The 14,330-nt window shown below is 42.5% G+C and carries 12 protein-coding genes; 6 read left to right on the top strand and 6 right to left on the bottom strand.

The annotated features are described in order from the left end of the window. Positions 1 to 12: 12 nt before the first annotated feature. The 4 genes from ACT3IB_RS13040 to rsmA form a co-directional block, all read right to left on the bottom strand. Positions 13 to 1,830 (bottom strand): sodium:solute symporter family protein, encoded by a 1,818-nt coding sequence (locus ACT3IB_RS13040; protein WP_491539461.1) that lies wholly within the window; start codon positions 1,828 to 1,830, stop codon positions 13 to 15. A 181-nt stretch (positions 1,831 to 2,011) separates the two neighbouring features. Then, entirely contained in the window at positions 2,012 to 3,700 is a 1,689-nt protein-coding gene (gene groL / locus ACT3IB_RS13035) for a chaperonin GroEL (RefSeq protein ID WP_491539460.1), read from the bottom strand. A 54-nt stretch (positions 3,701 to 3,754) separates the two neighbouring features. Then, complete coding sequence (groES, locus tag ACT3IB_RS13030) at positions 3,755 to 4,048, bottom strand: co-chaperone GroES (RefSeq protein ID WP_491539459.1); 294 nt, start codon at positions 4,046 to 4,048, stop codon at positions 3,755 to 3,757. 255 nt (positions 4,049 to 4,303) lie between these two features. After that, positions 4,304 to 5,080 (bottom strand): 16S rRNA (adenine(1518)-N(6)/adenine(1519)-N(6))-dimethyltransferase RsmA, encoded by a 777-nt coding sequence (gene rsmA / locus ACT3IB_RS13025; protein ID WP_491539458.1) that lies wholly within the window; start codon positions 5,078 to 5,080, stop codon positions 4,304 to 4,306. A gap of 179 nt (positions 5,081 to 5,259) precedes the next feature. On the opposite strand from rsmA, the gene ACT3IB_RS13020 reads away from it, so the two are divergent. The 3 genes from ACT3IB_RS13020 to ACT3IB_RS13010 all read left to right on the top strand — a co-directional run bounded on the left by ACT3IB_RS13020 (position 5,260) and on the right by ACT3IB_RS13010 (position 7,246). Then, positions 5,260 to 6,474, top strand: a complete 1,215-nt coding sequence (locus ACT3IB_RS13020) for an alanine dehydrogenase (protein WP_491539457.1) — start codon at positions 5,260 to 5,262, stop codon at positions 6,472 to 6,474. Between the two features lie 120 nt (positions 6,475 to 6,594). After that, on the top strand, positions 6,595 to 6,909 hold the full coding sequence (locus ACT3IB_RS13015) for a hypothetical protein (RefSeq protein WP_491539456.1): 315 nt from the start codon (positions 6,595 to 6,597) through the stop codon (positions 6,907 to 6,909). Further along, entirely contained in the window at positions 6,878 to 7,246 is a 369-nt protein-coding gene (locus ACT3IB_RS13010) for a hypothetical protein (RefSeq protein WP_491539455.1), read from the top strand. Before ACT3IB_RS13015 ends, ACT3IB_RS13010 begins: the two co-directional genes overlap by 32 nt. A 58-nt stretch (positions 7,247 to 7,304) precedes the next feature. On the opposite strand, the gene acs is transcribed toward ACT3IB_RS13010, so the two are convergent. After that, positions 7,305 to 9,203: an acetate--CoA ligase gene (gene acs, locus ACT3IB_RS13005; RefSeq protein WP_491539454.1), complete on the bottom strand. Its 1,899-nt coding sequence runs from the start codon at positions 9,201 to 9,203 to the stop codon at positions 7,305 to 7,307. A gap of 158 nt (positions 9,204 to 9,361) precedes the next feature. Here acs and ACT3IB_RS13000 point away from each other — a divergent pair, with 158 nt between their 5' ends. The 3 genes from ACT3IB_RS13000 to ACT3IB_RS12990 all read left to right on the top strand — a co-directional run bounded on the left by ACT3IB_RS13000 (position 9,362) and on the right by ACT3IB_RS12990 (position 13,216). Further along, positions 9,362 to 11,824 carry a ligase-associated DNA damage response DEXH box helicase gene (locus ACT3IB_RS13000; RefSeq protein WP_491539453.1) on the top strand — a complete coding sequence of 821 codons (2,463 nt, stop codon included), beginning with the start codon at positions 9,362 to 9,364 and terminating at the stop codon, positions 11,822 to 11,824. A gap of 95 nt (positions 11,825 to 11,919) precedes the next feature. After that, complete coding sequence (gene pdeM / locus ACT3IB_RS12995) at positions 11,920 to 12,594, top strand: ligase-associated DNA damage response endonuclease PdeM (RefSeq protein ID WP_491539452.1); 675 nt, start codon at positions 11,920 to 11,922, stop codon at positions 12,592 to 12,594. Between the two features lie 4 nt (positions 12,595 to 12,598). After that, on the top strand, positions 12,599 to 13,216 hold the full coding sequence (locus ACT3IB_RS12990; protein WP_491539451.1) for a DUF6992 family protein: 618 nt from the start codon (positions 12,599 to 12,601) through the stop codon (positions 13,214 to 13,216). 3 nt (positions 13,217 to 13,219) lie between these two features. Here the strand turns inward: ACT3IB_RS12990 and ACT3IB_RS12985 are convergent, their stop codons facing one another. Further along, on the bottom strand, positions 13,220 to 13,786 hold the full coding sequence (locus ACT3IB_RS12985; protein ID WP_491539450.1) for an RNA polymerase sigma factor: 567 nt from the start codon (positions 13,784 to 13,786) through the stop codon (positions 13,220 to 13,222). Positions 13,787 to 14,330: the final 544 nt, after the last annotated feature.

Here is a 14,330-nt window from a genome sequence, read left to right as displayed (position 1 = left end):
CAAAGATTTCAGCTACTCTTCAAACAACTCCTCATCGGGACGAATTTTTATCAGCTTGCGCCAAGCCTTATAAAGCAAACCGGATGAAACAATAGCAACAACAGTAATTATCGAAGCTAACATCCATTTGCCGTAAATCCAGTAGCCGGTCGCAAAGAGCGCGCCGTAAACGGCGATGCATCCCAAGACCATACAAAGCAATCCTTGGGGAACGCGCCAGGCTTCATCTTCGAGCGGTTCTATATTCTCTCCATTATCTTTAGCTCGGCTAATAACATGCTGCCAGCCGGGTCCCCCGGGACGCGCTGCCTCACAAAAGTTAACGAGTGTTTCGTGATCAGTGGGTCGCGTCATAAATGTTACCGACAGCCAACCGATTGTTGTAACAATCACTCCAATAATGAGTTCTTGCCAACCGGTAACTACCGGAAGACCTGTATGGGAATGGCCAAATTGGAAATATAAAGCTACGGCAAAAGCGATAAACATGGCGGCGATCTCACTCCCCGCATTAATACGCCACCAAAACCAGCGAAGAATAAACAACAATCCCGTACCGGCTCCAATCTGTAAGATAATCTGAAAACTGTCGAGCGCGTTCTGAAGCAGTAACGCAAGTGCCCCGGCTACGATCATCAGAATTACGGTAGAGATACGCCCAACAGCGACAAGCTCTTTTTCCGAGCTTTCAGGACGCACAAACCGCTTATAAAAGTCATTAACCAAGTAAGAAGATCCCCAATTTAGATGGGTGGAAATGGTAGACATATATGCAGCTGTCAATGACGCAACCACCAATCCCAACCATCCTGTCGGGATAAACGTAAGCATTGCAGGGTATCCCATATCATGATCAGCTACGCCCGAAACATCGGGAAACGCTTCTTTCAAATCAGCAACTTCAGGAAAAACAATAATCGAACACAATCCCACTATAATCCATGGCCAGGGACGCAGGGCATAGTGGGCAGCATTAAAAAAGAATACGGCAGCAATAGAGTTATTTTCATCTTTAGCAGCAAACATGCGCTGTGCAATATATCCCCCGCCGCCCGGTTCAGCACCCGGATAATAGACGCTCCACCATTGAATAACCAGCGGGATGATAAAAATGCCAATAGCCTGCGAAGGATCAGAAAAATCAGGTAAAATATTTAGCTGCCTCACTACTTCTTTGTGTTCCAGCAATCCACTGAGTCCCCCAACCTCCGGATGATTTAACGCCACATAGGCAGCAATTAAACTCCCGCCAATGGCTAAAAAGAATTGGAAAAAATCAGTAAGCAGTACGCCACGTAATCCCCCGAGAGAGCTGTAAACAACCGTAACAAGTCCGCCTATAACGACCGTTTCTACTGGGGTTAAGCCCATTAATACACCACTTATTTTTATCGCCGCAAGCGATACGGTTGCAATTACAACCACATTAAAAATAAATCCAAGATATACGGCACGAAAGCCACGCAGAAATGCGGCCATCCTGCCACTGTAACGGAGCTCATAAAATTCAACATCTGTCAGAACTCCCGAACGCTTCCAAAGATTGGCATAAACAAAAACGGTCAGCATACCCGTAAGAAGAAAGGCCCACCATACCCAATTACCTGAAACACCATCAGTACGCACAATATTAGCAACCAGGTTGGGAGTATCTGTTGAAAAAGTAGTAGCTACCATTGATATCCCCAACAGCCACCAAGGCATATTTTTTCCTGCAGCAAAAAATTGTTCTGAGTTCTTACCTGCCTTGCGCATGACCCATACCCCTATGAGCAGAGAAAACAATAGGTAAGCACCAATTATGGCCCAATCAATGGGAGCAAGAATCATAGTTCTTTATCAGAATTACGTTTGTTTATCCGAAAGAACTCTAACAAACATAAATTTATCGAGATGCTCAACGAGAATTTGAAGGCAAATATAAAACATTAAAATAAAAAAGCCCCGTCCCTAAATTGGGACGAGGCTCTTAAATCGTCTTATGAAAGACGAGTTCTTAAGAACGGTTGGCTTACATCATGCCACCCATTCCGCCCATTCCTCCGGGCATACCGCCTCCCATGCCGCCTGGCATACCGCCGCCGGCAGGTCCGCCATCATCGTCATCATCATCGCCTTTAGTAGGCTTGTCAGAGATGAGGGCTTCAGTTGTCAGCATTAAGCCGGCAACAGAAGCAGCATTTTCAAGAGCAGTGCGTGTTACTTTTGTAGGATCAATCACGCCTGCTTCGATAAGATCTTCATACTGCTCGGTTCGTGCGTTGTATCCAAAGCCGCCTTCGCCTTCAAGGACTTTCTGTACAACAATGGAACCTTCAGCACCGGCATTATTTGCAATAATTCGAAGCGGCTCTTCAAGAGCACGACGAACTATGTTGAAACCAACTTTCTGATCAGGTACTTCAGCTTCTAACTCATCCAGTGCTTTTCGAGCGCGAAGCAGTGCAACGCCACCACCTGCTACAATGCCTTCTTCAACAGCGGCACGAGTAGCGTGGAGGGCATCTTCAACACGGGCTTTCTTTTCTTTCATTTCTACTTCAGAAGCAGCACCAATGTTGAGTACCGCAACACCGCCGCTCAACTTAGCGAGACGCTCTTGCAGTTTTTCGCGATCATAATCAGAAGTGCTGGACTCAATCTGTCCTTTAATCTGATTTACGCGTGCTTGGATGTCATTATCTTTGCCTTGACCGCCAACGATTGTGGTATCGTCTTTGGTGATGTTGACACGATCAGCAGTACCCAAGAAGTCAAGCGTAGCATTTTCGAGCTTGTATCCACGCTCCTCAGAAATAACGGTACCGTCAGTCAAGATCGCGATGTCTTCCAACATCTGCTTACGACGATCGCCAAATCCAGGCGCCTTAACAGCTGCAATCTTAAGCGATCCGCGCAGCTTGTTAACAACCAATGTAGCCAGTGCTTCGCCTTCAATATCTTCAGCGATGATAAGCAGCGGCTTGCCGGTTTGAATAACTTTTTCAAGGATAGGAAGAAGATCCTTCATGTTACTAATCTTCTTATCGAAGATCAGAATATAAGGTTCTTCCATCTCTGCGACCATATTTTCGGAATCAGTCACGAAATAAGGTGACAGATATCCGCGGTCGAACTGCATACCTTCTACCGTTTCGAGATAGGTTTCAGTACCTTTCGCTTCTTCAACAGTGATAACACCGTCTTGGCCAACTTTTTCCATTGCATCCGCAATGTTCTGGCCAATTTCTTCATCACCGTTGGCAGAAATGGTACCAATTTGCTTGATACTTTCTAGGCTGTCACCAACAGGTTGACTGTTTTTGCGAAGCTCCTCGACAATTGCTTTAACAGCAATGTCAATGCCTCGCTTCAATTCCATCGGGTTCGCACCGGCAGTCACATTCTTCAGACCGGTTTGAATGATGGACTGGGCAAGAACGGTAGCCGTCGTTGTTCCATCGCCAGCATTATCACTGGTTTTGGAAGCAACTTCTTTTACCATTTGAGCGCCCATATTTTGTCGCTTGTTGGACAGCTCAATTTCTTTTGCAACAGTGACACCGTCTTTAGTAACTGTTGGTGCACCAAATGATTTTTCGATTACTACGTTTCGTCCACGCGGTCCCAAGGTGACCTTGACAGCATTCGCAAGCTTGTCAACGCCCTGCTTGAGAGCATCGCGTGCTTCCATATCGTAATGAACTAATTTTGCAGACATAATTGCCTATTTAATTTTTTTGAGTTTTTGTTTGAAAAATATTGAAAGAATTGCTTAGGAAACGATTCCAAGAATGTCGGATTCTCGCATAATCAAATACTCTTCACCATCCAGCGTAACTTCAGTGCCAGAATACTTTCCGTACAACACTTCGTCGCCTTCCGTAACCGACATATCAATCTTGTTTCCGTTTTCCACTTTGCCGGGACCTGCAGCTACGACAGTTCCTTCCTGTGGTTTTTCTTTTGCCGAATCAGGAATAATGATTCCGGATTCTGTCTTCTCTTCCGCAGGTTTCGGCTGAACCAAAACACGATCGCTTAACGGTTTAATCTTAGATTTAGCCATAAGTATGACTCCTAATTTTAGTTAATAGTTGAAATTTGAAATTCTTGAATCCAGCAATATTGCTGTTAATACTTTTGAAATTCCTCTGTTTGAAATCACATCAATTTCAACAGGGTTATAGGTGAGCAAGTACCATACCAAACTTTGAAAGAAATGTATTTTTATCGTACGACCGGCATTAGAAGTGTTAAAATCCCCAATTAGCGGTACTTCTAATTTTGAAAGATCAAATTGGAAAAAGGTGTGGTCGAAATTTCAGGTCAAAATGCCATCTTCGACCAGTTGTGCTGTCAACTTTTCATATTCGGATGGTTCCCATGCCTCGGCCCGCTTGTCAAAGTTGAACCCTTTGGGCTGCTTATCTTTACTGACCAGCGGCTTAAGTGCGTTGCTCAATTTTTTTCGCCGCTGATTGAAGGCGGTACGAACAACCGTTTTTAGATTTTTATCCGAACAGTTTAACGCTCCCTTATCGAAACTTAATTTAACGATGGCGCTTTCCACATTAGGCTGCGGACTAAAACAGTGACGAGAAACAGGGAACAGAATTTCAGGCGTACACATCAGCTGCGTTTGTACGCTCAATATTCCGTAATCTTTGGTTCTGATAGAAGCCACTAATCGCTCCGCCACTTCTTTCTGCATCATCAGCAGCGCATCGGCCAGTAAGTGCCGATTTTCAAGGAGTGAAAACAAAATCTGACTTGTAATATAATAGGGAAGATTCCCAACCACATGGGTTTTCTGTTTTCCAATAGATAACTTCTCCCATTCGACATCCAACACATTTTCGTGATGAATTTCCAATCCATCAAACTTTTGCTCAAGCACTTCTATGGCTCGTTGATCCAACTCCACAGCCACCACATCTTCAAAACGATTGAGCAGTGCTCCGGTTAATGCACCAGTACCGGGACCAATCTCGATAACTCGGTCCCCCTTTTGGGCAGGAATAGCATCTGCTATTTTTTCAATAATATTTTCGTCAGTTAAAAAGTGCTGGCCTAAACTTTTTTTGGGTCTAATACTCATTTCAAAAAATACTTAATGCGTTCAGATCCGCAGGATTTCTCAAAGAACTACTCATTTAATTTGCTTTGAAACCTTACTAACACCCTGAGATCTACTCGCTTAAACTTAAATTGTCTTTTTGCTTAGCGTCAGTAGGTAGATTAAATTAAGCTACGTTACTTCTCGTAAAATTAATCAATATGGATATTAACCCCCTAGAAACAGAACAAATTGGAATACAGACGCTGGAAAAGCGTCTGATGAAATCGGAATCCAATATTTCCCTAAAGATAGGGGTACCAAAGGAAGTCTCCAATGATGAGCGCCGAATTTGTTTAACCCCTGGTGGTGCTTCGGTATTGATAGCCAACGGGCATGAGGTTTTTATTGAACAAGATGCCGGTGCCGAAGCCAATTTTACCGATCAGGAGTTTGCTGACGCCGGGGCTGAAGTTGCTTTCAGTATCGACGAGGTGTATAAAAAGTCCGACATGATTGTTAAAGTCGCACCACCGTCGGATTCTGAGTTAGAGCTTCTGGAACAAGACCAAACCCTCCTTTCAGCCCTTCATCTGGGTAATGCCACAGAAGAATTTATTGATCTTTTGATCAAAAAGAATATTACAGCTATCGGCTTCGAGTTTATTAAAGGTGATGACAAAGAGTTTCCCCTTGTGCGCATGATGCATGAAATAACCGGATCGATGTCGGTACAAATTGGAGCACACTATCTCGAGAAAAACGAAGGCGGTCAAGGTATTATGCTTGGTGGTATTTCAGGAATCCCACCAGCCACGGTTCTTATTCTGGGAGCTGGCATTACCGCAGAATATGCAGCGCGTACAGCTCTGGGTTATGGCGCCCAGGTTTTTGTGATGGATAACGACTTGGCCCGACTCCGACATCTCGAAAATGCACTTGACCGGCGCATCATTACGGCCACTGCGAATTATCAATACTTATCCTCGGCCATCCAATCTGCCGATGTGGTGATTGGCGCTGCCATGTTTGAGGGTGAACGCGCTCCAGTACTCGTTACTGAACCTATGGTTGCTTCCATGAAACCTGGCAGCGTAATCGTAGATACCGTAATTGATCAAGGGGGATGTATTGCTACCAGCAGAGCCACCACTCACTCTAAGCCTACATTTATGGCACATGATGTAATTCATTACTGCGTTCCCAATATTCCATCCAATGTTGCCCGCACCGCCACCTATGCCCTCAATAATGTAATTGTCCCTTACCTCTTGGCTATTGGTGATGCAGGAGGAATTCGAGAATGTTTATGGACCAATACGGCGCTGCGCAATGGTACATATGTTTATAAAAAACATCTCACCAAAAAGTCACTTTCCAAAATTTTTGATATGCCCTACCGTGAAATTGAGATGCTGATTGCCAGTCAAATTTAAGAATTGAATTTTTCAATGGACTTAAATAAATCTTCCAAAATTATTCTGGGGGTCTTGACATTCCTTCCCCTTTTGTTTGCGATAAGTTTTCTGGGCTTTATCGTAATAAATTTTCTATCTGTGTTTTTTTCACAGGAGCCTGTAATGCCTATGATGGTTTTTTCCTATCTGAGCTATATTCTTCCCTATGTATTTCCCATTTTCCTGCTTGCTCTGGGATTATTTGTTTTCTATATCGTCCATATTATTCAAAACGCTTTTTTAGACACTGAAAAGCGAATTTTGTGGATCGTTGTTGTGTTACTTGCATATGGACTTGCATTACCCACTTATTGGTATCTTCATATCTGGCAAAACACCCCATCCAATGTGAATAAAGCTGATCAACTAACAGACGATTACGATGAACCAGGAGCTCGACCCCAGAAATTTTAAGCGTATCAGCATTATCAACTGGATGCTGAGCGTACCTTTTTTCCTGCTTTTTGCCTGGCCCTACTGGTATTTAGCAAATTTGTCAGGTATTGAACAGTTTATTATTTACGCAGGTTGTTGTCTTTTTTCCATCCCGTTTATGATTACCATTCTCCACGGGCATGTAACCATGGCACTGGGCGAAGCACATCGACATCACTACTATGATTGGCTGAGCAAAAAACCTCTTACCTATGGCTTATTTTTTCATCCCATGATGATGCGCACGAGATTTCGACTCATCCTTTTAGTGATAAGTATCTTACTCTTCATTATGGGGTTTTTCCTATCGATATAGAAAAGGACACACCAAACTAATGATGTGTCCCTGTAAGATTATTTGAGTATATCGGTGATCAGTATGCGGTACCTTCTATTATTTCATCTACCACACTGGGATCGAGCAATGTGGAAGTATCGCCCATATCATCCGTTTCTCCGGCCGCAACTTTGCGTAAAATTCGGCGCATAATTTTACCTGATCGCGTTTTCGGCAATCCATTGACAATCTGAATTTTATCCGGTTTGGCAATCGGACTAATTATTTTGGTTACCAAATCATCGATTTCCTTTTTAAATGTTTCCGGTTCCGAGACTCCATCGTCACACGTCATAAAGGCGAAAATACCTTCGCCTTTAACATCATGCGGATATCCCACGATAGCAGCTTCTACCACTTTGGGATGTTCATCAATCGCATTCTCTATTTCAGCAGTTCCCAATCGGTGACCAGAAACATTTAGCACATCATCAACACGACCAGTTATTCGATAGTAGCCATCTTCATCGCGACGACAGCCATCACCCGTAAAGTAATATCCGGGATAATCCTCAAAATACGTTTCCATATAGCGCTCTTGGTTGCCCCATATTCCGCGGGTCATTCCCGGCCATGGCTGCTTGATCACAAGATTTCCTTTAACACCGTTGCCATCGATCTCCTTTCCATCATCGTCCATTAAAGCTGGCTCAATACCAGGTAACGGCAGCGTAGCAAACCCGGGTTTAGTTGGTGTTACTCCTGCAAGCGGGGAAATCATAATACCGCCAGTTTCCGTTTGCCACCACGTATCCACAATCGGGCACTTTCCGTTTCCGATTTTATCGTGATACCAATGCCAGGCCTCTTCGTTAATCGGCTCACCCACCGTTCCGAGTACTTCGAGTGAACTTAGATCGTATTTATTTACATACTCAATATCTTCTTTCATCAGCGCACGGATAGCTGTTGGGGAAGTATAGAAGTGCGTTACATTATACTTTTCACAGACCTCCCACAGTCGACCAGGATCGGGATATGTTGGAGTCCCTTCGAAAATGATACCTGTTGCACCATTCAGCAGCGGACCGTATAAAATGTACGAGTGTCCCGTAATCCAGCCCGCATCAGCCGTACACCAATAAACGGAATCTTCTTCAACCTGAAACACATTGCGGAAGGTATAACTCGTGTAGACCATATATCCCCCGCAGGTATGTACCTGTCCCTTAGGCTTGCCGGTCGATCCCGAGGTATAGAGAATAAAGAGTGGATCTTCGGCATCCATCTCTACGGCTTCATGTTCTTTAGATGCATTTCGAATCAGCAGGTGCCACCATTCATCACGTCCTTCGACCCAGTCGATATCGCGGTTTGTGCGCTGGCACACAATCACTTTTTCAACCGTAGGGCATTCTTCCAGGGCTTCATCTGAAATATCTTTAAGCGGCACATGTTTTTCTCCGCGGCGCAACCCATCATTCGTGATAAGCATTTTTGCATCGCAATCCTGGATACGCTCGGCCAGTGACTGGGCAGAAAATCCGGCAAACACAATAGAATGCACTGCGCCAATACGAGCACAAGCTAATGCGGCAATCATCAGCTCCGGCGTCATTGCCATATAAATAGCCACGCGGTCACCCTTTTCAATACCTTTGTTTTCGAGAACATTGGCAAAACGGCAGACATCCTCATGCAATTGCCGATAGGTAATCGTCCGTCGAAAAGAATCCGGGTGATTGGGCTCAAAGATAAATGCAGTTTTATTACCAATAGTGTTCAGGTGACGATCCAGACAATTTTCGGTAATATTCAGTTTGCCACCTTCAAACCATTTCACATTCCCATCCTTAAAGCTCCCGCTATGGGTTTCATCCCATCGTTTTCGCCAATAAAACGTTCCCGCTTCATGCTCCCAAAATTCTTCTGGGTTTTTAATGCTATCATTATAGACTTCTTTATACTCTTCAAACGAATCAATATTTAACCACATGGCAATAGTATTTAAGTTGGGAATATTCTTATCTCACTGACCATCATATTTTAAATAATTAAAGCAGATAATCAAGTCAACTAAAGAAACAAATTATATTCAAATCATTTCCGTTAATTACCCTTACGCGATTAGAAATAAACAAGATTTCAATCTTAATGAAAAGCGACGGCTATCAAAAAATTGAACAGTGGTTTACTCAACGTGGGTGGGAGCCATTTGACTATCATCGGAAAGTGTGGAAAGCTTTTTTATCAGGAAAGAATGGATTACTGAATGCTCCCACAGGCAGCGGAAAAACCTACGCCCTGTATATGCCGATGCTCATTAAATGGATTGATGAACATCCGGAAACATATACCGAACTTGCTGATAATGGCCTTCAATTGTTATGGATTACCCCGCTTCGTGCCTTGGCTCGCGATATCGAGCAAGCGCTTCAAAAGGTTGTTGATGATCTGGAAATACCCTGGCAGGTGACTCGTCGGACCGGTGACGTATCATCCTATCAGAAACAAAAAATGAAAAAACAGATGCCGGAGGTGCTCATTACCACGCCCGAAAGCTTACATATCCTGATGGCCCAAAAAGGATATAAAAGCTATTTCATAAATCTTGAAGCTGTAGTCGTTGATGAGTGGCACGAACTATTGGGATCAAAGCGGGGAACCCAAACCGAACTTGGGTTATCACGGTTGAAACACATACAACCAAACCTGAAAATTTGGGGCATCTCTGCAACTATTGGCAATCTAAAAGAAGCGCATGATGTGTTGCTCGGAATACATGCCGACAACCAAAATTCTGTTATCATAAAAGCTGACATAGAAAAGAAGTTAGAAGTACGATCTGTTCTACCTGATGATGTCGAAAAGTTTCCATGGTCGGGACACCTTGGTACAAAGTTACTGCCTAAAGTGTTGCCTATCATCGATGAAAGTCGATCTACCCTTATTTTTACCAATACCCGCTCCCAGTCAGAGATTTGGTTCCAGCAGCTTTTAAATGCCAAGCCTGAACTGGCCGGAACCATCGCCTTGCACCATGGGTCGCTGAGCAAAGAAGTTCGTCGCTGGGTTGAAGATGCGCTACATGAGGACAAACTAAAAGCTGTCGTTTGTACTTCAAGCCTGGATCTCGGTGTCGATTTCGCTCCTGTTGAAACGGTTATACAGGTTGGCAGCCCCAAGGGCGTTGCGCGTTTTTTACAGCGTGCGGGACGTAGTGGTCATCAGCCGGAATCAACCAGTCGTATCTTTTTTGTGCCAACCAATGCCCTGGAATTGATCGAAGCTGCTGCACTTAAGACGGCAGCTACTCAAAGGGTAGCGCTTGAAAGTCAGGATCCTATCCTAAAACCATACGATGTCCTTATTCAATATCTGGTTACACTGGCGGTTTCGGATGGATTTAAACCCAATGAGGTTTACGAGCAAGTTAAAACAAGCTTTGCCTACCAGACGCTGTCTCAAAAAGAGTGGAACTGGATTATGGATTTTATAACAACCGGCGGGCAATCACTTACAGCTTATGATGAATATTCTAAAGTAGTTGAAGAAGATGGCCTTTTTAAGGTTGTTGACAAGAAAATTAAGCGCCGTCATAGAATGTCGATTGGTACGATAACCAGTGATACGATGATGAGCGTCAAATATCTAAAAGGAGCACATCTGGGTAGTATCGAAGAATGGTTTATTGCCTCATTAAAACCGGGTGATAAATTCTGGTTTGCAGGTCGAAGTCTGGAACTTGTGCGAACCAAGCAAATGACCGCCTATGTACGGAGGGCAAACACATCCAAAGCAAAAGTACCCAGCTGGATGGGCGGACGTATGTCGCTATCTTCAAATATGAGTAGCTTGCTTCGCCGTAAGATGCATCAAGCCATTGAGGGCTCTGCCAACGATATTGAACTTGAAACTATTCAACCGATACTGGATGTCCAAAAAAACTGGTCCACCCTGCCAGATGAAAATGAACTGTTAATTGAACAAACGACTTCTCGCGAAGGGCACCACCTATTCTTTTATCCTTTTGAAGGACGTTATGTACACGAGGGAATGTCAGCATTAGTGGCCTATCGAATATCTCAGCTTACACCGATCACTTTTTCTATTGCGATGAATGATTATGGCTTTGAACTGTTATCGGACAAGAAAATTCCTATTAAACAAGCTCTTGAGAATAAGCTATTTTCCGATGAACATCTTGTTGAGGATATCTTTTCGAGCCTGAATGATACCGAACTTGCCAAACGGCGATTTCGGGGAATCTGTCATATTGCCGGACTTATTTTTAAGGGGTTCCCCGGCCAGCAAAAAGCCAGCCGCCATCTGCAATCTTCGTCGAGTCTGTTTTTTGATGTATTTGACCAGTATGAGCCAGACAATCTGTTGCTCCAGCAAGCCTACGATGAAGTGCTTTCCTATCAACTTGATGAAGTGCGGTTACGGAAAGCACTAAAACGTATTCAATCTCATAAAATAACACTTAAAACTACCGAGCGATTTACACCGTTTGCATTTCCAATAATGGTAGATCGACTGCGCGAACGGCTGAGCTCTGAAAGTCTCACCGATCGTGTGAAGCGGATGCAGTTACAACTCGAAGAACATGTATAAATTATTTTTGGAAAACTACCTCAGTCCAAATACCTAATAGTTAAATGTCATTAAATAAATGCACCCATAAAGTAAGATAAACACCTTTTGAGTATATGAACTCCAATTCACGAACTTTCAACCTAAAGCACCAACGTCTCTGGCTCTTGCCTCAAAAAGCAATCTACTGGCAAAAGAAAAAAACACTTTTGGTTGCCGATCTGCATATCGGCAAGTCGGGACATTTTAGAAAGAGTGGTGTTGCCGTTCCCAAGGAAGTAGCGCAATCAAACCTAAACAAACTGGATGAGATGGTCGACCTTACAGAAGCCGATCACCTCATAATTTTAGGAGATCTTTTCCATAGTAATATTAATAAAGAGTGGAATCAATTTATCAATTGGCGTAAAAATAATCGGCAACTCGAAGTGAGCTTGGTAATTGGTAATCATGACATTCTTGAGACTGCAAATTATCATCGGGGAATTATCAATGTATTTTCAAAATTATCCGCAGGTCCCTTTTTATTCGTTCACGATATCGATCAGCACCAGGATTTAAGTAAATCAAATCAATATATTTTAAGCGGCCATATCCACCCTGCCGTACAATTAAAAGGGCGCGGTCGACAAGCTATGAAATTACCATGTTTTTATTTTGGAACAGAGTACGGAGTCTTACCGGCTTTTGGCGGATTTACCGGTACGCATGTAATTGAGCCAACAGAAAAAGATGACATTTTTATCATTGCAGATTCCAAAATAATCTCACAAAATGAACTAAACTATTGATGCGATGAAAAGTTTACACGCCAAGCTACTGTTCTTTCTATTTCTAATTGTCTCCTCTCTTTTACTTTTGACCAATAACAGTACTGCCCAAAATCTATCGGAATCCCTTGCTTCTTTTAACCAACAACGGATAGATCTGAATATAAAGGGCATGCATATCCTATCGGGTTGGGCTATTTCAAATATTGCTGTAGGTTCTATCGGTTACTTTAAAAGCAGCGGAAGTACAAAATATTTGCACCAAATGAATGTTGGATGGAACCTGGTAAACCTTGCAATTGCCGGAGGTGCCCTGTATCAGTACAGCCATGCAGATCCTACTTCATTTTCATTAGCTCAAAGTCTCAATGAAGCCCATTCCATTGAGCAAATTTTACTTTTGAATATTGGATTAAATATGGGGTATATGGCTACCGGTGGATTTTTATGGGAGCGTGGGATCCGCAAATCGAAAGACCGTTTTATTGGATATGGTCAATCATTAATTATCCAAGGTGGTTTCCTCCTATTGTTTGATTCCTCCCTCTATTTTTTGAATCAGACAAATAATGAAACCTTAGATAAGATTATGGAAACTGTATCTATACAAGGAACTCTGCTCTCAGTAACGATTCCACTCTAATAATTATTGACGCCATTTGCGTTTAAAACAGTGATGCAATCGGCTTAAAATACGTGATTTTTTGGTGCGCACGTTGGCTCCGCTGATATCAAAATGAGCGCTTGCCTCTTTGGTTGTGGCATCAGGCTTATCAATAAAATACTCAATAAAAGTACGCGACTTCTCCCGAAGTTCGTTCAGACAGGCCTCCAAAATAGCCTGGCGATCTTTATCCATTAAATTCTGAAACTGCTCGGCGGGATCGACCAGATGATCTTTATGATCCTCAACAGGATTATTAAAACGGTGCTGCTCTTTAGAAAGGCGGAAATATTCGTGCCGACACGCACGTATCATATAACTGAATATATATTTCTCCTCCCGAATATTGTCTTTCTGTATCTGTTCGTAAACATTAAGAAATGCTTGTTGCGTACATTCCTCAGCATCTTTTTCATCTGCGTTAAGCACCACCTTCAAGTAATCTTTAAGCCTGTGCATCAGTTCTTCCAACAGCTCATTGGCCTCACCTTCCCTATTCTGCTGAAGAGCATATACTAATTCTGAATAATCAACTCTGGAGTTACTCAAGGTAGCTTATAAACCTAAATTAACTGACCCGTTCATCACGAAATGAATAAATAAAGCCTGCTGTAGTAATTGTGCTTTCTAATATATAACTATTGAATTGGCAAACAAATATTAGAATGTAATTCTATAATAAAATTGAAGTAATTTTTAATTATTTAAAAAATTATTTACTTAAATATTACTATTTATTGTAACATATTATTCTTTATTACTCTTGTAATCTGGAATAGAATATAATTAGAAATAAAAATTTAAATTATAATATAAATTTGTTACAAAATAATTTTATACGGTATGGCTTACAGACAAAGCTTTTTTTGTAACAAATTAAACTTTGATTACTCTTGTAATCAGCTATTAGTATGTCCGAAAAGTACAGGTTTAGCTATTCGGAAATACATTTTAACGAAAACGTTACAAATTTAATCTGAACACAAAATCAACAATCAGTTATGAAATCTTTTACTCACAAACTTCTCGCTATCGTCTTCAGCATCGCATTGTTCACCGGCTGCGCCTCGGTTACCGACCCCGGCCTCGACAA

Source organism: Fodinibius sp. GM21 (assembly GCF_058386955.1).
The sequence above is the reverse complement of the archived record's forward strand: the minus strand, read 5'-3'. Positions and strand labels throughout refer to the sequence as shown.

What these genes read in the sequence shown, in the direction of transcription:
- ACT3IB_RS13010 (WP_491539455.1), top strand. Translation starts at nt 6,878, where the DNA reads ATGAACCAGGAGCTCGACCCCAGAAATTTTAAGCGTATCAGCATTATC.
- rsmA (WP_491539458.1), bottom strand. Translation starts at nt 5,080, where the DNA reads ATGAGTATTAGACCCAAAAAAAGTTTAGGCCAGCACTTTTTAACTGAC.
- groL (WP_491539460.1), bottom strand. Translation starts at nt 3,700, where the DNA reads ATGTCTGCAAAATTAGTTCATTACGATATGGAAGCACGCGATGCTCTC.
- groES (WP_491539459.1), bottom strand. Translation starts at nt 4,048, where the DNA reads ATGGCTAAATCTAAGATTAAACCGTTAAGCGATCGTGTTTTGGTTCAG.
- pdeM (WP_491539452.1), top strand. Translation starts at nt 11,920, where the DNA reads ATGAACTCCAATTCACGAACTTTCAACCTAAAGCACCAACGTCTCTGG.
- ACT3IB_RS12990 (WP_491539451.1), top strand. Translation starts at nt 12,599, where the DNA reads ATGAAAAGTTTACACGCCAAGCTACTGTTCTTTCTATTTCTAATTGTC.
- acs (WP_491539454.1), bottom strand. Translation starts at nt 9,203, where the DNA reads ATGTGGTTAAATATTGATTCGTTTGAAGAGTATAAAGAAGTCTATAAT.
- ACT3IB_RS13040 (WP_491539461.1), bottom strand. Translation starts at nt 1,830, where the DNA reads ATGATTCTTGCTCCCATTGATTGGGCCATAATTGGTGCTTACCTATTG.
- ACT3IB_RS13020 (WP_491539457.1), top strand. Translation starts at nt 5,260, where the DNA reads ATGGATATTAACCCCCTAGAAACAGAACAAATTGGAATACAGACGCTG.
- ACT3IB_RS13000 (WP_491539453.1), top strand. Translation starts at nt 9,362, where the DNA reads ATGAAAAGCGACGGCTATCAAAAAATTGAACAGTGGTTTACTCAACGT.